At 65.2% G+C, this 21,509-nt stretch carries 20 protein-coding genes; 11 read left to right on the top strand and 9 right to left on the bottom strand.

The window, feature by feature from the left end; genetic code table 11:
- Positions 1-20: 20 nt before the first annotated feature.
- The 5 genes from AC07U0_RS08970 (at position 21) to AC07U0_RS08950 (ending at position 5,148) form a co-directional block, all read left to right on the top strand.
- Positions 21-1,331 (top strand): tetratricopeptide repeat protein, encoded by a 1,311-nt coding sequence (locus tag AC07U0_RS08970; RefSeq protein WP_494719679.1) that lies wholly within the window; start codon positions 21-23, stop codon positions 1,329-1,331.
- A 172-nt stretch (positions 1,332-1,503) separates the two neighbouring features.
- Positions 1,504-2,283 (top strand): ABC transporter permease, encoded by a 780-nt coding sequence (locus tag AC07U0_RS08965; RefSeq protein WP_494719678.1) that lies wholly within the window; start codon positions 1,504-1,506, stop codon positions 2,281-2,283.
- A 38-nt stretch (positions 2,284-2,321) separates the two neighbouring features.
- The gene (locus tag AC07U0_RS08960; RefSeq protein ID WP_494719677.1) at positions 2,322-3,491 is read left to right on the top strand and encodes a KpsE/RkpR family capsule polysaccharide export protein; all 1,170 of its coding nucleotides are present in this window, start codon (positions 2,322-2,324) and stop codon (positions 3,489-3,491) included.
- Positions 3,488-4,219 carry an ABC transporter ATP-binding protein gene (locus tag AC07U0_RS08955; RefSeq protein ID WP_494719676.1) on the top strand — a complete coding sequence of 244 codons (732 nt, stop codon included), beginning with the start codon at positions 3,488-3,490 and terminating at the stop codon, positions 4,217-4,219. Before AC07U0_RS08960 ends, AC07U0_RS08955 begins: the two co-directional genes overlap by 4 nt.
- Positions 4,220-4,308: 89 nt before the next feature.
- On the top strand, positions 4,309-5,148 hold the full coding sequence (locus AC07U0_RS08950; protein WP_494719675.1) for a class I SAM-dependent methyltransferase: 840 nt from the start codon (positions 4,309-4,311) through the stop codon (positions 5,146-5,148).
- Positions 5,149-5,172: 24 nt separating this feature from the next.
- On the opposite strand, the gene AC07U0_RS08945 is transcribed toward AC07U0_RS08950, so the two are convergent.
- The 3 genes from AC07U0_RS08945 to AC07U0_RS08935 all read right to left on the bottom strand — a co-directional run bounded on the left by AC07U0_RS08945 (position 5,173) and on the right by AC07U0_RS08935 (position 8,330).
- Positions 5,173-6,036, bottom strand: a complete 864-nt coding sequence (locus tag AC07U0_RS08945; protein ID WP_494719674.1) for an FkbM family methyltransferase — start codon at positions 6,034-6,036, stop codon at positions 5,173-5,175.
- 48 nt (positions 6,037-6,084) lie between these two features.
- Positions 6,085-6,930, bottom strand: coding sequence for a hypothetical protein (locus tag AC07U0_RS08940; RefSeq protein ID WP_494719673.1), 846 nt, complete (start codon positions 6,928-6,930; stop codon positions 6,085-6,087).
- A 218-nt stretch (positions 6,931-7,148) separates the two neighbouring features.
- The gene (locus tag AC07U0_RS08935; RefSeq protein WP_494719672.1) at positions 7,149-8,330 is read right to left on the bottom strand and encodes a polysaccharide biosynthesis/export family protein; all 1,182 of its coding nucleotides are present in this window, start codon (positions 8,328-8,330) and stop codon (positions 7,149-7,151) included.
- A gap of 203 nt (positions 8,331-8,533) precedes the next feature.
- Between AC07U0_RS08935 and AC07U0_RS08930 the strand changes: the two genes are divergently transcribed.
- The gene (locus AC07U0_RS08930; protein WP_494719671.1) at positions 8,534-10,270 is read left to right on the top strand and encodes a gamma-glutamyltransferase family protein; all 1,737 of its coding nucleotides are present in this window, start codon (positions 8,534-8,536) and stop codon (positions 10,268-10,270) included.
- A 35-nt stretch (positions 10,271-10,305) separates the two neighbouring features.
- On the opposite strand, the gene AC07U0_RS08925 is transcribed toward AC07U0_RS08930, so the two are convergent.
- From AC07U0_RS08925 to AC07U0_RS08910, 4 genes are all read right to left on the bottom strand, one after another.
- Complete coding sequence (locus AC07U0_RS08925) at positions 10,306-11,622, bottom strand: glycosyltransferase family 4 protein (protein ID WP_494719670.1); 1,317 nt, start codon at positions 11,620-11,622, stop codon at positions 10,306-10,308.
- Positions 11,623-11,759: 137 nt separating this feature from the next.
- Positions 11,760-13,976 carry an AGE family epimerase/isomerase gene (locus AC07U0_RS08920; RefSeq protein ID WP_494719669.1) on the bottom strand — a complete coding sequence of 739 codons (2,217 nt, stop codon included), beginning with the start codon at positions 13,974-13,976 and terminating at the stop codon, positions 11,760-11,762.
- Between the two features lie 167 nt (positions 13,977-14,143).
- Positions 14,144-15,616 (bottom strand): sensor histidine kinase, encoded by a 1,473-nt coding sequence (locus AC07U0_RS08915; protein WP_494719668.1) that lies wholly within the window; start codon positions 15,614-15,616, stop codon positions 14,144-14,146.
- Between the two features lie 37 nt (positions 15,617-15,653).
- Positions 15,654-16,391 (bottom strand): TVP38/TMEM64 family protein, encoded by a 738-nt coding sequence (locus AC07U0_RS08910; RefSeq protein ID WP_494719667.1) that lies wholly within the window; start codon positions 16,389-16,391, stop codon positions 15,654-15,656.
- 147 nt (positions 16,392-16,538) lie between these two features.
- Here AC07U0_RS08910 and rpmH point away from each other — a divergent pair, with 147 nt between their 5' ends.
- The 4 genes from rpmH to yihA are packed head-to-tail and all read left to right on the top strand — an operon-like array spanning position 16,539 to position 19,610.
- Positions 16,539-16,673 carry a 50S ribosomal protein L34 gene (gene rpmH / locus AC07U0_RS08905; protein ID WP_013268133.1) on the top strand — a complete coding sequence of 45 codons (135 nt, stop codon included), beginning with the start codon at positions 16,539-16,541 and terminating at the stop codon, positions 16,671-16,673.
- Between the two features lie 46 nt (positions 16,674-16,719).
- Positions 16,720-17,136 (top strand): ribonuclease P protein component, encoded by a 417-nt coding sequence (gene rnpA, locus AC07U0_RS08900; RefSeq protein ID WP_494719666.1) that lies wholly within the window; start codon positions 16,720-16,722, stop codon positions 17,134-17,136.
- Positions 17,137-17,140: 4 nt separating this feature from the next.
- The gene (yidC, locus tag AC07U0_RS08895) at positions 17,141-18,970 is read left to right on the top strand and encodes a membrane protein insertase YidC (RefSeq protein ID WP_494719665.1); all 1,830 of its coding nucleotides are present in this window, start codon (positions 17,141-17,143) and stop codon (positions 18,968-18,970) included.
- Between the two features lies 1 nt (position 18,971).
- A complete protein-coding gene (gene yihA, locus AC07U0_RS08890; protein WP_494719664.1) occupies positions 18,972-19,610 on the top strand; it encodes a ribosome biogenesis GTP-binding protein YihA/YsxC in 639 nt (212 codons plus the stop codon).
- Positions 19,611-19,677: 67 nt separating this feature from the next.
- Here the strand turns inward: yihA and AC07U0_RS08885 are convergent, their stop codons facing one another.
- The gene (locus AC07U0_RS08885; protein WP_494719663.1) at positions 19,678-20,235 is read right to left on the bottom strand and encodes a hypothetical protein; all 558 of its coding nucleotides are present in this window, start codon (positions 20,233-20,235) and stop codon (positions 19,678-19,680) included.
- A 102-nt stretch (positions 20,236-20,337) separates the two neighbouring features.
- On the opposite strand from AC07U0_RS08885, the gene AC07U0_RS08880 reads away from it, so the two are divergent.
- Positions 20,338-20,547 carry a hypothetical protein gene (locus tag AC07U0_RS08880; protein ID WP_494719662.1) on the top strand — a complete coding sequence of 70 codons (210 nt, stop codon included), beginning with the start codon at positions 20,338-20,340 and terminating at the stop codon, positions 20,545-20,547.
- A 3-nt stretch (positions 20,548-20,550) separates the two neighbouring features.
- Here AC07U0_RS08880 and AC07U0_RS08875 read toward each other — a convergent pair whose 3' ends face one another.
- Entirely contained in the window at positions 20,551-21,408 is an 858-nt protein-coding gene (locus AC07U0_RS08875) for a glutamate racemase (RefSeq protein WP_494719661.1), read from the bottom strand.
- Positions 21,409-21,509: the final 101 nt, after the last annotated feature.

Genomic DNA, 21,509 nt, shown 5'->3' with positions numbered 1-21,509 from the left:
GGTGAGGGTGAAGCAAGCATATGAGTGACACTGCGGTTCGACCGAACGATGGGCCGATCGCGGGCTCTCAGTCCGAGCCTGCCCAGGCGTTTCAGGCCGTCAGGCGCGATGTGGTTGAGCAGGGCGCCCTGCTCAAGACTGTCGACGAGCGCGTGGACCTGCTGGTCGAGTCGATCAGCGGACTCGGCGACCAGCAGCATGCCATGCAGGACATCCTGGTCCGGGTGGCTGAGCTTGAGGCGATCAGAACCGAACTGAAAGAGGCTCACGAGGAAATCGACTCGCTCAGGACCGCGAGGAAGGCGGACCTTGCGCGCATCCGGTCTCTCGCTGGCGACCGCGACGCCCTCGAAAATGAAATCCAGGCCAATGCCGCCCGGCATCGGCAGGAGCTGGCGCAGTATCGCGCACCGCGCACTCCGCAAGCGATGCCGCCCGCGCGATCTTCCGCGCCCTTGCCGGTCCCGTCCAATGGCGCGCCTTCCGTAACAGCGGGCCACGCTCCCGTTGCGACCGGCGCTCCGAGAATCCCCGTCGGGCAGACGCCGATGCCGGTACTGACGCGTCAGGGCCCGCTCGATGCCGCTCATGCCCAGACCCTGCTGGAGCCGGCCAAGGCGGCGATGCGGTCGCGCAACTGGCCTGCCGCAGTTGAGGCCTATTCCGCCTTCCTCAGCTATCAGCCCTCCAAGGCCGGGCCGTGGAAACAATTCGGCCACGCCCTGAAGGAGATGGGGGATCTCGGGTCCGCCGAGCACGCCTACTTCCGCGCCCTGGCGCTGGATCCGTCGGACGCGGACACTCCGATCCATCTCGCCCATGTTCTGAAGAACCAGGATCAGCTCGATCTGGCGGCGGAGGTCTTCGCCGGGGCCTTGCAGATGAACCCGGGTTCGGAAGAGGCCCGCAACGGGCTGAGCTTCATGGGGTATCCGGTCCCCGACTTCCAGGCGCCCCAGCGCGCCGCGACGCCCCGTCTGTCGTTCGTGCAGCGCTATCTGTTCAAAAAGGGCCTCGCCAGGGCGAAACATGCCGCCAGAAGCCGGGACTGGACGGCGGCTGCGGAGGCCTATGGCAAGCTCATCGGGTCGGCGCCGACGAATACGCGTCTGCTGATCCAGCGCGGGCACGCCTTCAAGGAGATGGGCCAGTTGGACAAGGCGGCGGCTCTCTATCGCGAGGCGCTTGCCATTGAGCCGCTGAACTCCGACGCGCACCTGCAACTCGGTCACATCCTGAAACTGCAGGGCGATCCCGAAGCAGCCCGAGCCAGCTATCTGCGCGCCGTCCGCTTCAACCCTGACAACCAGAGCGCCCTTGATGAGTTGTGAAATCGGCCAGTCAGGACGCTTTCGAAACAAGCCGCTAGCGCTCGGATGGGTGTCAGAATAGAACTCCAGATATCTGTTCGGTCGGTACAACGTTGTCCCCAGCGTTAGGTCTATCGTTGGGCAGACCGCCCCCGCATCCGCGGTGGGCGGGGCGGACTAACCTTTGCGGCACATGAAGCTTTTCGACACATTGGCGCACCATGGCCGCATCATCGGCGCCCTGATGATGCGCGAAACCACGACCCGGTACGGCCGCGAGGGGTTGGGCCTTCTGTGGCTGATCGGTGAGCCCCTCGTCTTCTGCTTCGGCGTGATCATCATGTGGTCGATCATCAAGCCGGCCTATGAGCACGGCCTCCGCGTCGCGCCGTTCATCATGACAGGGTATATGTGCCTGCTGTTACTCCGGCACCTGATCGGGGCGAACATGAACGCGCTGCAGGCCAACGGCGGCCTCCTTTTTCATCGCCAGATCAAGATTCTTCATCTGTATTTCTCTCGGTCGATACTCGAGATTGCCAGTAACACCCTGGCTTTTATGGTTGTTTATGCGACGCTGGTGGTTTTAGGCCAGGTTTCTGCGCCGGCGAACGTCCTTCTCTTTTATTGTGGATGGTTCCTGCTGGCTTGGATTTGCTGCGGCATCTCCTTTGTCTTTTCGGCCCTGGCGCTCCGTTACGAGCTGTTCGAACGCGTCGCCCCGGTGCTTCAATACGCAATGATTCCGTTGTCAGGCGTGTTTACAATGGTGGCCTGGGTTCCCCCCACCTACCGGACTGTGCTTTTGCTCGTGCCCATTCCACACGCCGTGGAAATGGTCCGGGCGGGGATGTTCGGAGAGTTCACGGCCACCACCTATCATCCCGTCTATGCGATTTCCTGGGCAGCGGGGCTCAACCTTCTCGGCCTCCTGCTTCTGGCGCGGGCCAAACATCACCTTGAAATCGAATAGCTGTCGCCTCGACGGCAAATCACATTCTCTCGGACATCATGAGCACTCCAAAACTTAACTATATTGGTCCGGCGGAGACTGGCAGCCTGGCTCCCCGGCAATCGATGTGGCGCGACGTGTGGGCCCGGATTCCGAAGTCGTTCCTCCTGTGCGTCGTGCTGCCGACGCTGGCCGCGATGATCTACTTCCTGTTCATCGCCTCGCCATTGTATGTATCAGAGGCCCGCTTCGTCGTTAGGCAGGCCAACAAGAGCCAGCCGTCCTCGCTGGGACTCGCGCTTCAGGGCGTGGGCGTAAGCAGCAGCCAAACCGACGCCTTCATGGTCCACGAGTATATCGAGTCTCATGACGCGGTCCGGGATTTGTCGGCCAAGGTAGACCTCGGACATGTTCTGGCGCGACCGGAGGGAGATCTGTTCACGCGGTTCCCGAGGCCTTGGGAGACGGTATCGGCGGACAGCTTGCATAAGGGGTTCGCCCGGTTCGTGACCGTCGGCTACAATTCCACCAATGGAATGAGCACGCTGCGGGTCAAGGCGTTTCGGCCGCGAGACGCGCAGCTGGTCGCCAACACCCTGCTGGACGGCGGGGAACGCCTGGTCAACGAGCTGAACGAACGGTCCGATCGCGGAGCGGTCGCCGATGCACAACGCAGTGTCAGCGAGGCGGAGAGCAGACTGACCGCCGCCCAGATTCGGTTGACCGCGTTCCGTAATCGCGAACGGATCATCGACCCGGCTCGAACGGCGGTGGAAAATTCGGAACTCATTGGCGGTCTTCTCGCCACGGTGGCGACCCTTCGAGCGGAAAGGGCCCAGGAAGCGGCCTCGGCTCCTCAGAGCCCCCAACTGCCCATTCTGGACGGCCGTATCGCAGCGTTCGAGCGTCAGATCGAACTGGAGCGCGCCAAGGTCGTCGGGAATGCGGATTCGCTCGCTCCCAAGATCGGAACCTATGAGTCGCTCGACCTCGATCGCCAGTACGCCGACAAGGCGCTCGCCGCCGCCAGAACAGCGCTGGACAACGCGGAGATCGATGCCCGGAGCCAGCGCCTCTATCTGGACCGCGTCGTGTCTCCGAACCTGCCTACCGACGCCAGTCAACCAAAACGTTGGCTCGCTATTCTGACGGTGCTCGTGTCGCTGCTCGTCGCCTACGGCACCGGCTGGCTGATCGTCGCCGGTCTCAGAGAACACCAGCAGGTATGAGCGTGAGCCCCGGCGCCAGCCTTCATCCCGACAAGACCCGGCGTCTGCCGCCGCCGGGCGCCGTGGGCCTGACGGTGGAGGGACTGACAAAATCCTATCCCGTTGGTCATGGCGGCAAGGACAGGACGCTGTTTCGTGACCTGACGTTCGATCTGAAGGCCGGCGAGCGCATGGCCATCCTCGGGCGCAATGGGCAGGGCAAGTCCACGCTCATAAAGATACTGGGCGGGATACTCCCGGTTGATGCCGGTCGGGTCAATTGGGCCATAAACCCGTCCTGGCCGATCGGCTTTGGCGGCGGATTTCAGGGCAGTCTCAGCGGCGTCGACAATATCCGCTTCATCTCCCGGATCTACGGGCGTCCATACAAAGACATGCTTGAACGAGTGGATAGCTTTGCCGAGCTCGGTTCCGCATTGTTGCAACCGGTCAAACACTATTCGTCCGGAATGCGAGCGCGTCTGGCCTTTGGTTTGTCGCTGGCGATCGAGTTTGACTGCTACCTGATCGACGAGCTGATGGCCGTTGGCGATGCGCGCTTCGCAGCAAAATGCAACGAAGAGCTTTTCAATCAGAGATCCGACAGAGCCTTCATAATGGCTTCACATGACATGGTCTCGATCAGGAAAGTATGCAGTCGGGCGATGATTATCGAAAGCGGCGAAGTGAAGATGTTCAATGACATCGACGAAGCCGTGGAAATCTATACATGGCTGCGGAGCCCGTAGCGCACGGGGCTTGGGCGTGATGCCGCAGCCCGGTTGGCTTTATGATATGTGCCTGTTTGAATACGGGCGGCAGGAACGAGAGATAAACGATGGTCAAGAAAGTCGCAGCGAAGAGCGTTGTCGCCTACAATGGCGCGCTGCAGCTTGAGCATTTTGCGGACCCAGCGTTCCAGGCGGTCGTTCGCGACGTCTTTCAGCACTGGGTTCCACACCACGACAACTATCCAGTCGGAAATGAGGTCGCGAAGGTCTGGGAAATTTCGCAGGCCGTTCGAGGGCTGCGGGACTTCGGAGCTCTGCGGCCTGACGCCCAGATCATGGGTGTGGCCGCGGGTCATGAGCACACCGTCTTCTACCTGACAAATCACGTAGCCCGCGTCTTCGCGACGGACCTGTATGCGACCAACGAGGACTGGTTCGAGGCGGCACGCGGCATGCTCAGCGAGCCGGAAAAATACGCCACCCCGGGAATGGCGTGGAACCCCAATCGCCTGGTTGTGCAGCACATGAACGCACTGGACCTTCGGTATGAGGACAATTCGTTCGATGGCATTTTCAGCTGCGGCTCGATCGAACATTTCGGTTCGGTTGAAAATGTGGCCCAAGCCGCAAGAGAAATGGGCCGTGTCCTGAAGCCAGGTGGCATCATGACGCTTTCGACGGAGTTCCGTATCTCGGGCCCTGACGATGGCCTCGGTGTGCCGGGCGCCATCATCTTCACGCCACAGATGGTGATGGACTCGATTGTCGCGCCCAGCGGCCTGGATCTGGTTGATGCATTTGACGGCACGATCACCCCGAAAACGGCAAAGCTCGCCTACCCTCTTGCCGAGGCCATCGAGCAAGGCACGCGGACGCAATCCATCGCCTTGATCCACGACGGCTATGTCTGGACGTCGGTTTCCTTGTGCCTGAGAAAGCCTGGCTGAGAGTGATCCGGACGTTATTTCAGGTCACAGCCCGGCGGGCTTTTCCCGGGACACAATAAGATCACAGGTCTCAAGCGTCGCCAGCGCTTGGGGCTTGACCGCCGTCAGGGTGGCGTCCTCCTGTATGCGCCAGAAGTGCAGGCCTTGTCGGACAAGCCATTCGATGAATTCGGGCACATCCACGCGCGACCCCATCTGCACAACGTCCCACTCCATGCAGATGATGATGTCGCGCTGACTCAAAAGGCGTTCGGCGCCTCTCAGGATCAGGGCTTCGGACCCCTCCGCATCAATGCGGATCAACCGGATCGGCCCGTCCACGTCGAGGTCGTCCAGCCGGATGCCCTGGATCTCGACGTCGATCTCGTCGCCCTGTGACTCTGAAGCCAGCCCCACGTGCCCTCCGCCGGAGTTTGAGCGAGAGGTCCTGAAGTGAACCGGGCCGGGGTCGCGGGTCGCTGCGGCCTGAAGGACGGTCACCCGATCATTGTAACCATTGAACTCGACAGACCGCTCCAGCAGGCCGGTCAGGCGCGGATTGGCTTCAATCGCGATGATATGGCCTTGCGGGCCTGCGCGCCTTGAAAGGGCGACGGTATAATAGCCCAGATTGGCGCCCACCTCGATGACGCGGTCGCCCCGGCGAACCAGTTTGCATACGACGCCATGGATCCATTTCTCCCAAAAGCCATGGGCGATCAGGTGCATGCTGATGGTGCGATCCTGCGGATCCACGAAAAGGAAATGACCGTCGATCAGCCGGGTGAGGGCGGCGTTCTCGCCCAGGAAATAGTACGGGCGCTGTTGCGCTCCCTGGCGAACCCGGCGTGCGCGCCCCGCCCGCTTCACGAGTTTCAACCAGCTATCGCTAAACGACGTTCGGCTCACGAAATAAACGGTTGGTCGAGAACGCCCGGTTCCGGGGGCATCTGTGGCTCATCCATCGTTCAGCCGTTCCACGGTCATGGCCAGCAGCGTCAACCGGCCGGAAAAGGCGGCGCGCTCAAGACTGACTCGTAGCTCCGCGACCTCTGCCTTTTCCCAGACGTGGTCGAGGACAGCTTCGTGAATGCCTGGAGTTCCGGGACACGCCGTCAGGCGCGTGTGCGAACTCAATGACCCCCAGTCAAACGCCAGATGCTCTCTCGCCGCCGCCGCATCCACCTGGATTCGGAGGGTTACCCTCCACCGCCCACCAGATAGGAAGATGTGCGGCCCCCAAGCAAAAATCCGGACGTAGCCTGAAATGTCCACACTCGGGAGGCCTGAGTCGTCCCGTACGACGTCATTTGAGAAATGCAGGAAATCGAGCGGCCAGTCCGCCTTGTCGCCCGGTGCAGGGTGGCCGCGGTGATAGAGATCCAAAGCCGGCGGAAGGCCAGCCCGGGGTTGGGGATCAGGGGCGAACACCCGGCGGTCCATGACCGCTTCCGGCGTGAGAACGACCGATTCTGCGCGGGCCAAGGTGCTGGCGTCGATGACATTAACCCAGCCGCCTGCATCTGCGGCGCGAGCCAGGGCCCGGGAGATGTCGCGAGCACGGTTGCCGTCGATTGCCGGGTCTGCGTGACTATCGAACGTCGGAAGGAAAATTGTCCAGTTCCGCGCGGCGTACCGAAGGGCCTCATCGACATCCGCTGTCGCCAGTACGCGGGAGTCCAGGCCCGCGTCGGATATTACTTTTCGGATCTCGGCCAACCACGTCGGGGTGGAAGGCGAGGGTGTCACCAGGATGCAGCTTGTGTCGGCTTCGACCTGCGCAACAACAGGATGGGTTTGCAATTTCTGCGTCTCTTCAACGTTTCGCCGGTGGAAGCCTGTGCCTTGTAGACGCATATGGCCGGGGTTGCACAGTCGCACGACGTCGCTGGCTTGCCCGGTGAAGGCGCAAGGCTCCCCGCTTCCTCGTGTTCCGCTTCGGGGAGCCGTCTGCAAGCGGGGACCTGTCGAAACCCCAGGGTGTAGGAGCGAGGTCATCTGCGCATACGGATATTGCGGCGTTAGTTCGTGCTGAGCGAGCTCGTAACCGAGATATCGTAAACGACCCGGGACACGGTCTGCACGAGAGTGAAGAACTTGCCCAGCTCCGCCGAGTCGGAGCGCGGGACGTAGAGGATGTCGTTCGCTTCAACCTCGAAGTTGTTCGCCGTGAACAGGCCGGTCGCGTCCTCGAAATTCAGCCGATAGACAATCGGCACGCCGCGGGGCACCGCAGGCTGGGTGACCCCCAGGGCGCGGGCCACTTCAGGCCGCTCAAAACGGAACACGAGGACCGAATTGGCGTCTGCGGAGTTCGTATCCAGCCCGCCGACGCGACTGAGGGCGTCCGTCAGGTTGAGGGAGCCGGCCCCCATCTCGGCGAGGGCCACTGCCCCCAGGGCGCCGAAGGTGCTGAAGCGGCGGGGCGTATAGGCCAGTTCGATCTGGTCGCCCCGGGCGAGCCGGATGTTTTCATCCGCCTGGCTCATCACGACTTCGAGCGGAGCACTGTAGGTCTTGCCGTTTCTGTGGATGACGACCTGCACATCCTGGACTGGGCGGGTCGAGCCCCCGCGATCCGCGATGACGTCGATAATCCGGTCGGAGTTGACCGAGAGCGGAGCCCGGCCCGGGCTGCGAATTTCCCCGAGAACGGTCACGGTGTTGAAATTGCCGGAGGCGACGGAAACCAGAACCTGCGGATTCGGAACCTTGCCGCTCAGTGCACGGCGAATGGCTGCGGCGGCCTGGGCCGAGGTCAGGCCCTCGACGCGCACGGGGCCGGCGAACGGAATATTGACCGTGCCGCTCGTATCCACGGTCATCGGCGGCAGGCCCTGGGTGGACCCTCTCGGACCGGAGTCCGAAGAGTTCGACGATCCGGATGATCCGCCGAACAGCGTACCGCCAGGCGCGAAGATCGAAACGGCGATCACATCCCCAACGCTGATTTCGCCGGTCTGCCCCTCAGCCGCCGAGCCTTCCGTCAACGATCCGAGAAAGGCCGCAGGAACGGCCTTGATGCGCTCGCTCTTCTCATAGTCGAGGTCGACCATCGCATAGGCCCCGTCCGGGCTCACGTTGGACGAGCCGGCCACAATGGATCGTCCGGTTGGTCCGTCGCGGGGAAGGGTCGAACATCCGGCGAGCACGGCGACGATTGCAAGCGCCGATACGGTCCGGGCGAGAGTGTTCACGGTCATCATAAGGCCTTTGATTAGAGGCGTTTTGAACGGGTCGCCAGTGTCTTTGATAAGTCCGGCCAGCACTTCAGGAGAGAAAAATTTCGCCTGCCGGCAGGTGGACCGGGCGCGGGCGGCCGACTGCGCTCCAGGCCGCCGTAGTCTTGGCGACGGCGGGCCGCAGGGATAAGGGTTTGTCACCACCCTCCGGATGCAGAGACGATATGAAGATTGCCGCCCGCGTCCTGATGCTCGCCCTCCTCGTACTCGCGAATTGTCAGAGTATTCCGGCTGCTTCGGTCGCCAATGTCTCCCCGCCTCCGACTGCGCCCCCTGCGCGCGGCCCCTTCGTCGCCGCCGCCAATCCTCTGGCGGTCCAGGCGGGCCTCGACGTACTCAAGCGCGGCGGCTCGGCGGTCGATGCGGCTGTTGCGGTCCAGGCGGTTCTGGGTCTGGTGGAGCCGCAGTCCTCGGGTCTGGGCGGCGGATCCTTCATGATGGTCTATGACGCCGCGACGAAGTCGGTCACCGCCTATGACGGGCGTGAGACGGCTCCGGCCGCCGCGACCGCCGAACTGTTCTACGAAGACGGCAAGCCCCTGCCGTTCCAGCAGGCGGTGCTCAGCGGGCGCTCGACGGGCGTGCCGGGCGCTATCGGCATGCTCGGGATGGCCCAGAAGGATCACGGCAAGCTGGCCTGGAGCGACCTGTTCGGCGACGCCGAGCGTCTGGCCCGCGACGGCTTCGTGGTCAGCCCGCGTCTGGCCTCCATGATCGCCCTGCCGGCCAATTTCGGTCAGGGTCACACTCGCTGGGCCGACGCCTATTTCACGAAGCCGGACGGAACCCGTTACGTCGCCGGGGATGTGATCAGGAACCCGGCCTATGCCGAGACCGTCGCGACCCTCGCCCGCGACGGCGCCCGCGCCCTCTACGAAGGTCCCATCGCCGAGGCGATCGTCGCCGCCACCCACGAGGCGCCGCGTCCCGGCTCCCTGACGATGGCGGACATGGCCGCCTACAAACCCATCGAGCGCGGCGCCCTGTGCCGCCCGTTCCGTGTCTATGTGATCTGTGTGCCGCCGCCGCCGTCCAGCGGGGTCGCGGTGCTGCAATTGCTGGAGATGTCGGAATATGCGCCGGACCTGGCCTGGGGGCCGGATAATGCCGCGTCCTGGGTCGCCTTCGCCCAGCTGCAGCGGCTGATGTACGCAGACCGCGACCGCTATGTCGGCGATCCCGCCTTCGTCGGCGTGCCCGTCGAGGGTCTGCTGGATGAGGACTATGTCGCCGGGCGCGCCGAACTGGCGTCCGGTCTGACCGGAGCGGCGACCGCGGGCACGCCTCCGGGCGGGATCTTCCGCGGCGGCGACGCCACCAATGAACCCGGCGGCACCAGCCACATGGTCATCATCGACGCCGACGGAAATGCGGTCAGCATGACCACCACGGTCGAGAGCATCTTCGGCTCGGGACGGATGGTCGACGGCTTCTTCCTGAACAACCAGCTGACCGACTTCTCCTTCGTCCCGACCCGTCCCGACGGTGGCGAGGCGGCCAATGCGGTGGCGGCGGGCAAGCGGCCGCGGTCATCGATGTCGCCCCTCATCATCCTGGATCAGCAGGGCAATCTGGTCGGGGCCATGGGCTCGCCCGGCGGTTCGTCGATCCTCGCCTACAACACCAAGGGGCTGATCGGGACCCTGGTCTGGGGCCTGCCGGTCCAGGCGGCGTTCAACCTGCCCAATCTGGTGGCCAAGGGCGACGGCTTCGGCGCGGACACCGACCGCTTCAGCCCCGCTTTGCGCGCGGGCATGGATGCGGCCGGCATCCACATCCAGCCGAACGCGTCAGAGAACTCGGGCCTGCACGGCGCCCTGTGGCGGCGCGCCGCGGACGGAACCTGGGGCTGGGACGGCGGGGCCGACGACCGGCGCGAGGGTCAGGCCAGAACCCATTGACGCGCACGCACTGACGGCCTCGGCGTCCCGTGCTGTCATCGGGCTGCATCGGACTCCTTGTCGAGAGACACGCCGGCCGCCCTGTAGGCGGTGGCCAGCCGGGTCCGGTGCGAAGCCTCGTCGAACATGGCGGCTCGGGCGAGGCCGCGGGCCTCAAGCCCGGATCGAAGGTCCGGGTCCTTATCGAGCGCCCGGATGCCTTCACGAATGGATTCGACGCTGGTCGGATCAACCAGCAGGGCGGCGTCTCCGGCGACTTCCGGGATCGAACCTGCCGTCGATGTCAGGACAGCAGTCCGTCTCAGCATGGATTCCAGGATCGGAAGGCCGAACCCCTCGTAAAGGGACGGGAATACGGTCGCCTTCGCGCCGCGAATGATCAGGTTCAGCAGCGCCGGAGGCAGGTACTCCAGCTGGCGTATGCCTGATTTTCTGTCGGGGCCCTCGTGTTCGAGCGCGTTGTTGATCAGCGTCACTTCGGTTTCGGCCAGCCAGGACCGACCCGTCACCAGAACCAGGGGCGTGGATGTCCGAAGGCTCAGATAGGCCTCGACGAGCCTGCCTATATTCTTTTTGGGCTCTACGGCGCCGAAGAAGAGGAAATAGCCTTTCCAGTCCAGGCTGAAGAGACTCTCGACCTGCCGCGCCGCCTCGGCGTCATCCATGGCCTGCTCTTCGGCGCCGAGGGTCACGGACTGATAGGTCGTGGTGATCTTGTCTTCCGGCGCACCCAGCACGCGGATCATGTCCTGCCGGGTATGTTCGGACACGGTGATGATGTGGTCGGCGCGCTCGATCACCTTCTGGCAAAGAAGATGGAACCCGCGTTTGTCGTCCAGGGTCGTGCTGGGCAGCCGCAAGGGGATGATGTCGTGGAAGGTGACGATATTGACCGCGTCCGGCGCATGGACCGGCATCGGACAGGTCCAGTGCACGACGTCCGGTCTCGGCGCGTCGGTCTGGCCGGGGACGAACCGCACCGGGGTCATTGTGCGGTAGAGTTTGAAGGCCCGATTGCCGAGATTGTAGAGGTCGGTCGAACTCCAGAGATGGTCGGCCGCCGGCTTTCTCTGACCTTCCAGTGGCCAGACCACCTCGCCGGTGATCGGCACGGGATAGGCGGTGCGGCCAAAACGGGCAGTCAGGGTCCTCAGGGCGCGGGCGGCCCCGGCCTTCTCGCGTTGGCGTGCGCCGGCGTCCACGAGCGCAATCTCGTTCAGAACCGGGTCCGGGCTGCGCGGTGTCGCGGGGCCGTACAGAACCTGGGTCTGCGCCCCCAGTGCATTCAGATTGGCCAGCAGATTGTGCCCATAGGTCGCGATCCCCGAGCCCCTGGCGAGCGCCAGGTTCATACCGTCAACGCATACCGATGTCACAGTTCCATCCTTGATCGGGCCATATCTCGCCGCCCCTGCGATAGCCGCTCGCCGCGGCGGCGACTATCACGAACGTAGCGGAGCAGGGAAGATCGCCTTCCGGGACGGGCCGGTCAGTCCAGTGTCAGCTTCCGGCCGGCGGCGAGGTCGAGAGCCTCATAGGTTTTGGCCAACTGATCGAAGGCGGCGATGATGTGATAGAAGGAACTGGCGGGCGCCGGTTCGTCCAGGAACGTCCCGTCGGGGAAGCGCTTGTCTCGCCACACACCATTCTCGGTCAGATACAGCCACAGGGCGCGCAGGGCGGTCGCGGCGTCTTCGAGATAGGCGGCGCGCAGGCCGTCATCGCTGTGTTCGGCGAGGATCAGCGAGGATTTCAGCCACTCGGTCTGGGGCCAGAGCCGCGCCCGGTGGCTGCGGATGGTCATGTCGTCGTTCATGGCGTCCAGCGCGACCGGCGGGCGCTGGCCGATGCCCTTGACGCCATTGGCATAGAGGGCGCGGGAGGCGGCGCTCGCGCGGGCGTCGCCCCGCAGCAGGCCGTAACGCGCCAGCAGCCAGGCCCATTCGAACTGATGGCCCGGTTCGAACAGCTGGCCGTCCTCGCCGTCGGCGGGCGCCCAGTCCTCGTTGAAGAACTCGCGCAGGAAACCGCCCTCGCGGTCTATGAAGACATCCATGGCGAGGCCGGCGATCCGGTCGGCCATGGCGGCCCACGCCGGGTCGTCACTGAGGGCTTCCCAGGCCAGGCTGGCCTCGAACAGATGCATATGGGCGTTGGACTGGAACGGGTGGTCGCCGACCTCGCGCATGGCGCCGTTCGGCATCGCCTCGGACAACAGCTGCTCACGCAGCTTGACCGCATCGGCCTCCAGTTCGGCGTCGTCGATCCCGGCCTGCTGCGCGGCGGCCAGGGCGAACAGGACGAAGGCCTGATCGTAGAGCGCCGCCGTGTCATCGACCACGCTCCAGTCGGCGCCGATCAGGGCGCGGGTCTTGCCGTCCGGGCGTAGATAGGCAGTTCGCAGGCGCTCCAGAGCGGAAATGATGATCGGCTTCCACGGCCCTTTCCAGCCCATGGCGCCGGCCTGGGCATAGACGAAGATCTGGCGGGTCTGGACCCGGGCGCGGCGGTTCCCGCCGGGCGCCTGTCCATCCAGGGTCAGGGATTCGCTGAAGCCGCCGTCGGAGCCGAGACCCAGGGTCGACCAGATCGGCAGGGCGCGCAGCCGTACCCAGTCCGCGAAGCGCCGGGCGCCGGCCTCCAGGTCTTCCGGTCCGGACTTCTGGAAGTCGAGGTGGCGCGGCGAAATGACCTTCATCCGCTCGACCAGGCGTTTGACCTCCTGCGAGCGCGCCAGATCGCAGACCAGGACCGCATCGTCCTCGACGATGATTGCGAGGTCGCTGACCCCGAGGGCCGCGATCACCTTGCCGTCCGGCGCCCGGGCCAGAATGCGTTCGGCGTCCTCAAGGATATGGAGCCCGACGCCGCCTTCGCCGCTGGCGGCGATGGCGTCCCAGGCGCCCAGGTCAGACCAGCTGAAGTCCACTTCCAGAACCGACGCGCGGTGGGTCGGCTCCATCACCGCATAGTCGATGGAAATCTTCGGCGCGTTGCGGAAGCCCTCGCCCAGGATCAGAACGGGAGACGCCGATCCTTCAGCGTCAAAGGCCGACGACGCAGCCGCCAGAACCGCCGGGGCGTGCGCAGCCAGTTCCTCAATGAGGGTATTGGCGGAAACGATGAAATTGCCGCTGTTCCATAGATAGCCTGCGTCGATGAAGGCGCGCGCCGTCTCGGGTTCGGGCTTTTCGTGGAAGGAGGCCACGACGGACAGTCCGGCGCCTTCCGGCTTGATATAGCCATAGGCCGAGGAGGGCTCGGTCGGTTTGACGCCCAGGGTCACGATCCGCCCTTGGGCGGCGGCTGAGGCGGCTTCCGTCACCGCGCTTCGGAAGGCCGCAGCATCAGGGATATAGTGGTCGGAGGCGACGAAGACGATGATCCCTTCCGGGTCCCGCCGCCGCACCCAGAGCGCCGCCGCCGCCATGGCTGCGGCGGAATCCCGGGCTTCCGGCTCAAGCAGGATCTGCCCTGCCGCGCCGATTTCCTCCAGTTGGGTCTCGATCGCCTCGCGGTGCGATACGCCCGCGATCACCACGACCTTCCCGTCATCGCCCGCCAGCGCCGCGACCCGGGCGACGGTGTCCTGAAACAGGGAGCGGTTGCCGGCGAGCGCGATGAATTGCTTGGGACGCGACGGGCGGGAGGCGGGCCACAAACGGGTGCCGGCGCCGCCGCACATAATGATCGGATAGAGGGTCATGGATCGACTTATAGGGGAGGGAGACGGGGAACCAAGGGCCTTGCAGCCGAAATATCGACGCTACGCCTGACCGGTTAGACCTGTCACATTCACGCGACATGTCAGTGACTTCGGGAAAGGGACGCGCAGCGTTTCGGTCCCTGACGCGACCGGACCAGCCAGATGCTTCAGAGCAAATTCGGCAGCCGGATCTCGAATGTCGTCCCCGCCGGACCCGTGTCGACCAGTCTCAGCTCGCCGCCGTGGTTGGCCGCCAGTTCGCGCGAAATGGTCAGGCCCAGACCGGTGCCTTCTGACGCCTTGCCGCTGACGAAGGCCTCGAACAGCCGCTCGGACAGGCGCGGCGGAATACCCGGACCGTCGTCGGCGATCAGGATCACCGCGGTATCGCCGTCCGTCTCGGCGGTGATGCGGATGACGCCCTTGCCCTTGCGCGCGCCACGGGTGGCGTCGGCCTCGATGGCCTGCCGGGCGTTGCGCATCAGATTGACCAGAATGCGATGAAGTTGGTCGCTGTCGGCGACGACGGCGAAACGGGCCGGGATGGCCTTGGTCAGGCGCACGCCGGCCGGATCCAGTCCGGCGTCCTCCGCGGCGCTGGCTGCGGCGGTGGCCAGCGGGATGCGGATCAGGACCGGCGCCGGTTCCTCGGACTTGCCGTAGTCGAGGACATTGCGGGTCAGGGCGGCGGCGCGGCCCAGGGCCCGCTCCAGACGCGGCATGGCCTTGGCCACCTGCGGGTCGGCGGACGAGGCCAGACGTTCGGACGCCATCTGGGCCGAGGTCAGCATGTTGCGCAGGTCGTGGTTGATCTTGGCCACCGCCTCGCCCAGCGCCACGAGGCGTGAGCGGGCGCGCAGGGACTGGCGCACCTCGTCCTGCATCCGCGCCAGTTCGCGCTCAACCCGGCCGATCTCGTCGTGACGGTCCGAGGGGGTGGGGGCGATGGTCTCCACGTCGGCGGCGAAGCCTTCGATCGACCGGGTCACCCGGCGCAGCGGCTGCAGCACCAGGAAGGCCAGACCGGCGTAGAGCAGGGCGCCCGCGACGATCGAGATCAGCATCGACACCAGAAGGCTGTTCAGCAGGAAGGCGCGCAGCTCCAGCTTGAGCGGCTGGGCCGGGGCCACCACGTCGATGAAGTCGCCCGAGCGATAGCGCGGCTTGGCCCGGACCCGGATCGAGCGATCAGGCTTGCCGCTCAGGGTGACGACGGGGTCCCACAGCCGCGCGGCAAGGCCCCGGCGGCGCAGGTCGATGAAGTCCGGCGCCCGGGTCAGCTGTGGCGCCTGCAGGAGCTGGCGCATCACCCCCTGATCCGAAATGGCCACGGCCGAGACGCCGCCGATGCGCAGCATGCTCTCGGCGGTGTTGTCGTCCACGGCGTTGTACGGCAGGGCCTCGACCCCGACGGAGGCCAGTTCGGCGGCCTGTAGCCGGTCCGAGAGCCAGCGCTCGTGGAAGGAGGCGGCGCTGGGAGCGATGATCAGGGCCTCGACCGCCAGGGTGAAGGCGACGGTCAGCAGCAGCAGGCGCGACGACAGGCCGTCTGGCGCATGCGGCGTCAGCCGTTCGCGCCAGTCGGCGGGAATCCTGAGGCGCTCGCGCACCTTGCTGGCCAGATCGTCACCCAGACTCATGCGTCCGGTCCTGCAAGGATCGCGCCGCTGTGACGCTTCATGGGGCGACCTTGGGCGTTTGCGACCTCGCTGTGAATCGGGTCTGCACCCCCTTCAGGGCGAAAGGCAGAACGACGGCCAGGATGAAGACGCCCAGCATCGGGGCCCAGAACTGGCCGAACAGGGCCTGGAAGTCGGGATTGGGGTCACTGGCCAGCAGGGCGTTCAACCGCGCCCCGATCCAGCAATAGATGATGTGGGCGGGCAGCAGGCCGATCACGGTCGCGATCACATAGGGCAGGAGCCGCACCCCCATGACCCCGGCGGCGATATTGATCATGTGGAAGGGCACTACCACGGCCAGCCGTGAGGCCAGCACATACCAGAACGTGTCCTTGTCGATGGCGACGCAGACCTTCTGCATCAGGCCGGCGTTCTGTTCCGCCCGCTCGCGCATCGACCGGCCCAGCGCCGAACGCGCGACGCCATAGACGATGAGGGCCCCCAGGGTGGCGGCGATCGAGGTAGAGACCCCGCCGACCCACGGGCCGAACAGATAGCCGGCGGTGATGGTCACGAAGAAGACGCCCGGCACCACGCTGGCGGTGGCGATGGTGAAGATCGCCATCAGGGTCAGAAGGCTCAGGATCCAGTGGTCGGCGGTGAAGGCGCGCAGCTCCGCGCCATGCACGCGCAGGGTTTCCAGCGACAGATAGCGGTTCCAGCCCATGCCGAAGATCAGGGCCGCCACACCGGCCAGAAGGATGAGGGGCGCGAAACGCCTCAGACGATTCATTCGAACTCCGACACGCGACTGCGTGCGATAAGGGCTTTTGGGCTCGTTCCGGCGTTGACTCATGCCGACAGGCCCCTTATACGCCCGCCCTCCTGCAGCGGACGCTTATCTGTCCGTAGCGATCATATTCAACCCGAGGAGCCGACCGTGAAGCGGACCTATCAGCCGTCGCGACTCGTGCGCAAGCGCCGTCACGGCTTCCGTTCGCGGATGGCCACCAAGAACGGGCAGAAGATTGTTGCGCGCCGTCGCGCCAAGGGCCGCAAGAAGCTGACTGCTTAAGCGGCCTGTATTCTTCCCCCCGATTCCTTACCTTGGGGGAGGAACCATGACGGATGTTCTGAAAATCGAACGCCTGACTTCGCGGCCCCAGTTTCTGGCGGCCGCGAAAGGCGTTTCTCAGGCCCGGGGCGCCGTGGTCGTCCAGCGTCTGGACCGGGCCGACGGCGATCCCGTCGTGCGCGTCGGTTTCACCGCCACCCGCAAGGTCGGTGGGGCCGTGGTTCGCAACCGGGCCAAACGCCGTTTGCGTGAGGCTGCCCGGGCCCTCGTTTCCGATCATGGCGTGCCGGGCAGCGACTATGTGCTGATTGCGCGCATGGGCACGACGGCCCGCGAGTGGCCCCGTTTGCTTGACGACGTGAAATCGGCGCTTACAAGGCTGGCGACCGCGCCGGCGCCTCCGGCAGGGACTTCTGGCGACACGCCATCCGCTGCCCGCGACAAAACTTCCCAGGACCGCTGACCGAATGAAATTCGATAACGCCCGCAACACGGTGATCTTCGTGATCTGCACCGTGGTGATCCTGATCCTGTATCAGGTCTTCGTCATGGAGCCCCAGAACAAGGCGCGCCGGGCGGCGCTGGCTGCGGCCGAGACCGCCCAGACCGTCAAGCCGAACGCGGCCGGCGCCATCGGGCCCCAGACGACGCCGACGAGCGCCGTCTTCGTGACCAACCGCACCCAGGCCCTGGGCGGTGCGGCGCGGGTGCCGATCTCGACCCCGACCCTGCGTGGCTCCCTGTCGCTGCAGGGCGGCCGTATCGACGACCTGTTCCTGACCAAATACCGCACCACCATCAAGCCCGACTCCGGCCTTGAGGAACTGTTCCGCCCGCAGGGCATGGAGCACGCCTATTTCGCCCAGTTCGGCTGGGCCGCGGCCAACCTGCCCGGCGGCGTCCCCGGCCCGAACACCGTCTGGTCCCTGACCAACGGCTCGACCCTGACGCCCGCGACCCCGGTCACCCTGACCTGGGACAACGGCCAGGGCCTGCGCTTCGTCCGCGTCGTCTCGATCGACGACCAGTATATGTTCGCGGTCAAGGACACGGTCACCAATCTGGGAACCCAGGCCGTGACCCTCGCTCCCTATGGCCGGGTCGAGCGCCAGGGCGTGCCCCCGGCGCTGGGCAAGACCCAGATTCTGCACGAGGGCGCCATCGGCACCTTCAGCACCGACGGCGGCAAGGGCTATTCGACCGAACAGCTCAAGTACAAGGCCTGGGAGAAGAAGCCGCTCGAGGAACGTGATTCAAAGGGCGGCTGGCTCGGCATCACCGACAAATACTGGATGGCGGCCCTGATCCCGGCCCAGACCGAGACGGTCAAGGCCCAGTTCAAGGTCGAGGACGCGACCCACGTCGACATCCACATCGCCCAGATGCTGGGCGCTTCGCACACCATCCAGCCGGGCCAGACCATCGTCGAGCAGCAGCACCTGTTCGCCGGGGCCAAGCGCAACGAGATCCTCGCCGGCTATGAGAAGTCGCTGGGCCTGCCCCGCTTCATCTACGCCATCGACTGGGGCTTCCTGTTCTTCCTGACGCGCCCGATCTTCCTGCTGGTCGAGTTCTTCTACGGCCTGGTCCACAATTTCGGCGTGGCCATCCTGCTGCTGACGCTGACGATCAAGCTCATCATGTTCCCGCTGGCGAACAAGAGCTACGAGAGCCTGTCGAAGATGCGCAAGCTCCAGCCCAAGATGGAGGCCATCAAGGCGGCGCATAAGGACGATCCGGCGGCCCAGCAGCGCGAGACCATGGCGCTATACCAGTCCGAAAAGATCAATCCGCTGGCGGGCTGCCTGCCCATCATCGTCCAGATTCCGGTCTTCTACGCCCTGTACAAGGTGCTCTACGTCACCATCGAGATGCGGCACGCGCCCTTCTTCGGCTGGATCCGCGACCTGTCGGACCGCGACCCGACCAACATCTGGAACCTGTTCGGCCTGATCCCGTGGGACCCGGCGACGGCGCCCCTGATCGGCCAGTTCATCTCGCCCCACCTCGGCGGCGGCTTCAGCCTGGCGCTCAGCGTCCTGGCCATCCTCTATGGCCTGACCATGTGGTTGCAGCAGGCCATGAACCCGCCCGCGCCCGATCCGGTCCAGCGCCAGATCTTCATGTTCATGCCGCTGATCTTCACCTTCATCATGGCCAATTTCCCGGCCGGCCTGCTGGTGTACTGGGCGTGGAACAACATCCTCTCGATCGTGCAGCAGTATTTCATCATGCACCGCTTCAAGGCCGAGAACCCGATCGACACCTTCTTCGCCAAGCTCAAGAAGGCGACCTGAGTTGGAATACGACGACGAAGAGATCGAGGCCGCGCGGGTTCTGTTCCAGCGCCCGGCGACCTTCGTCATGGGGGCGGCCAAGATCGAGCAGTTGCCCGAGCCGAACCTGCCCGAGATCGCCTTCGCCGGCCGCTCGAACGTGGGCAAGTCCAGCCTGATCAACGGGCTGGTGGGGATGCACAAGCTGGCCCGCGCCTCCAACGAGCCGGGCCGGACGCGTGAGGTCAATTTCTTCGACCTGGACGGCCAGCTGCGTCTGGTCGACCTGCCCGGCTACGGCTGGGCCAAGGCGTCGAAGACGACGGTCAAGAAATTCCAGGATCTGGGCCGCGACTATCTGCGCGGCCGGGTGACGCTGAAGCGTGTCTATCTGCTGATCGACAGCCGCCACGGGCTGAAGTCGGTGGACACCGAGGCGCTCGACGCCCTGGACCTCGCCGCCGTCAGCTACCAGATCGTCCTCACCAAGGCCGACAAGCTCAAGAAGGGCGAGGGCGAGGCCATGCGGGAGAAGACCCTCAAGGCCATCGCCAAACGCCCGGCCGCCTTCCCCGACGTGGCCCTGACCTCGGCGGAGAAGGAGTTGGGTATGCCCGAGCTGCGCGCCGAGATCATGCGCACGACCGGAACCGCACCCTAGCTCGAGCCCCTTCGGGCGGCGCTAACGCTCGCCGCGCGGCAGCTCGCTGCTTGAGCGCAACGGGGCGCTAGTGTGCGGCCTCTGCATCCGGAACGTCCGGACCATATTCGGCGAAGCGGACCCAGCGGCTGAACTGGCCTTGCATGACCCCGTCGACCCCCTCGGCGAAGGCGCCCAGGCCCGGGCCGCGCACCACGTAGGTCATCACCATTTCCCAGCCACCGGCGACGCCGGACCAGCCGAGGCTCCATTGGGCCGTCGTCGCGTTGCCCTTGAGCGGTCCGAGGGGCGCGTCGAGCAGGACTCCCGTCTCGGGATCGGCCGCTACGACCCGTCCGTGCTCGAAGGTCTTGCCGTCCGCCAGCGCCTCGCAGAAGCAGGCGCCGACTTCCAGCGGCAGGGTCAGGTTGCGGGCGTCGCCGCTGTAGGTGTGGGCTGAATCCCACCACTGACCGACGTCGCCTATCGCTCCGTAGATGTCCTCGGGTGTCGTCTCCAGAGCCATGGAATAGCGCAGGACGAAGTGGTCGGCGTCCTTCTCGATAACCTCGGCCGGGGCGGCGGTGGCGAATGCGGACAGGGCCAGCACGGCGACGGTGGCGAAGGCGGCGGCTTTCACGGACATGGTGGTTCCTCCCCGGATGGGCCTGCGACACGACGCGCCGCCCGGCGGTGCTCGTCAAGCCCGGGATCGATGTTACAACCGTCCCAAACCCTGGAGGCGCCCATGCCTGATACCGCCCATCCCGAAGGCCCCGGCGTCTGGACCCTGCTTCAGGATCACGGCAGCCACGCCCTGTGGCAGCAGGATGAGGGCGATGCGGGCGGACAAATGATCAGCCGCTTCTGGGTGATCAATCCGCCCGAGCAGCTGATGTTTGACACCTTCGACGAGGCCGAGGCGATGTTCGAACAGCTCGGCGAGTTCGAGGACTGAGGTTCAGGCGGCCGCGAAGGTCAGGGGTGCGCCCCAGAACTGGCTGACCAGTTCGGACTGAGGCCCGGGCGTCCCGCTGGTCAGGAAGTCGCGGCGGGCTGACGATCCCAGTTCATATTCCGGGTGTTGGGCGAAGTAGCGCTCAAGCGCGTCGGCGACGGCGGTCGGCTGATGGATCAGGCCAGTGCTCGGCGGCAGGGCCTGGGCGAACAGGTCGGCGATGATCTCATAGTGGGTGCAGCCCAGGATGGCCGTGTCCGGATGGCGGCCGATGCGGCGGCGCAGGGCGTCGACATGCTCCTGAACCACCACCTTCAGCTCCTCGGTGGTGGCGCCCAGTTCGATCAATCCGGCCAGACCCGGGCAGGGCTCGGAGAAGACCGCCAGGTCCTCGCGCCGCTTGTCGATCTCGATCTCATAGACCCGGCTCAGCGCGGTCGCCGCGGTCGAGAAAACGCCGAGGATGTCGATGGCCTCGATCTTGTCGTCCCTGGCGGACTTGTCAGATTCGTAGGTCCAGGGCAGGCCGGTCGCGGCCTCGATGGTCGGGACGATGATGCCCAGGACGTTCACCGGCCGGCCGTAATGCGCCTTCAGTCCCGGAATCCAGGTTTGCTGCAGGCGACGCAGGGCGACCGCCGAAGCGGTGTTGCAAGCCAGAACGACCACGCTGGCGCCTGCGTCGAACAGGGTCGTGCAGCCCTCGCGGGTCAGTTCGACGATCTCCTCGCCGGTCTTGCCGCCGATCGCGCCACGCGCCTGATCGGCGAAATAAACGAAGTCCCGCTCCGGGAACCGGGCCACGAGTTCACGGTGGACCGTCAGTCCGCCCACGCCGGAGTCAAATACGCCTATCGCCATGCGCCGGGCTTTAGCCGGGATCGCGGGCGCTGGGAATGCGCGACATGGCCCTGACGTCCAACAGCTCCGTGATCGGGCGACCCAGGTTACACGACCTTCAG

It is taken from the genome of Brevundimonas sp. GW821-FHT02A10 (genome assembly GCF_059422025.1).
Note: the sequence above shows the minus strand (reverse complement) of the source record. Positions and strands in the feature narration are given on the sequence as shown.

Excerpts from the sequence above, each read along its gene's own strand:
- rnpA (WP_494719666.1), top strand. The coding sequence starts at position 16,720 with ATGACGGATGTTCTGAAAATCGAACGCCTGACTTCGCGGCCCCAGTTT.
- AC07U0_RS08885 (WP_494719663.1), bottom strand. The coding sequence starts at position 20,235 with ATGTCCGTGAAAGCCGCCGCCTTCGCCACCGTCGCCGTGCTGGCCCTG.
- yidC (WP_494719665.1), top strand. The coding sequence starts at position 17,141 with ATGAAATTCGATAACGCCCGCAACACGGTGATCTTCGTGATCTGCACC.
- AC07U0_RS08920 (WP_494719669.1), bottom strand. The coding sequence starts at position 13,976 with ATGACCCTCTATCCGATCATTATGTGCGGCGGCGCCGGCACCCGTTTG.
- AC07U0_RS08880 (WP_494719662.1), top strand. The coding sequence starts at position 20,338 with ATGCCTGATACCGCCCATCCCGAAGGCCCCGGCGTCTGGACCCTGCTT.
- AC07U0_RS08965 (WP_494719678.1), top strand. The coding sequence starts at position 1,504 with ATGAAGCTTTTCGACACATTGGCGCACCATGGCCGCATCATCGGCGCC.
- AC07U0_RS08950 (WP_494719675.1), top strand. The coding sequence starts at position 4,309 with ATGGTCAAGAAAGTCGCAGCGAAGAGCGTTGTCGCCTACAATGGCGCG.
- AC07U0_RS08935 (WP_494719672.1), bottom strand. The coding sequence starts at position 8,330 with ATGACCGTGAACACTCTCGCCCGGACCGTATCGGCGCTTGCAATCGTC.
- AC07U0_RS08915 (WP_494719668.1), bottom strand. The coding sequence starts at position 15,616 with ATGAGTCTGGGTGACGATCTGGCCAGCAAGGTGCGCGAGCGCCTCAGG.
- AC07U0_RS08875 (WP_494719661.1), bottom strand. The coding sequence starts at position 21,408 with ATGGCGATAGGCGTATTTGACTCCGGCGTGGGCGGACTGACGGTCCAC.
- AC07U0_RS08930 (WP_494719671.1), top strand. The coding sequence starts at position 8,534 with ATGAAGATTGCCGCCCGCGTCCTGATGCTCGCCCTCCTCGTACTCGCG.
- AC07U0_RS08910 (WP_494719667.1), bottom strand. The coding sequence starts at position 16,391 with ATGAATCGTCTGAGGCGTTTCGCGCCCCTCATCCTTCTGGCCGGTGTG.
- AC07U0_RS08970 (WP_494719679.1), top strand. The coding sequence starts at position 21 with ATGAGTGACACTGCGGTTCGACCGAACGATGGGCCGATCGCGGGCTCT.
- AC07U0_RS08955 (WP_494719676.1), top strand. The coding sequence starts at position 3,488 with ATGAGCGTGAGCCCCGGCGCCAGCCTTCATCCCGACAAGACCCGGCGT.
- AC07U0_RS08925 (WP_494719670.1), bottom strand. The coding sequence starts at position 11,622 with ATGAACCTGGCGCTCGCCAGGGGCTCGGGGATCGCGACCTATGGGCAC.
- AC07U0_RS08960 (WP_494719677.1), top strand. The coding sequence starts at position 2,322 with ATGAGCACTCCAAAACTTAACTATATTGGTCCGGCGGAGACTGGCAGC.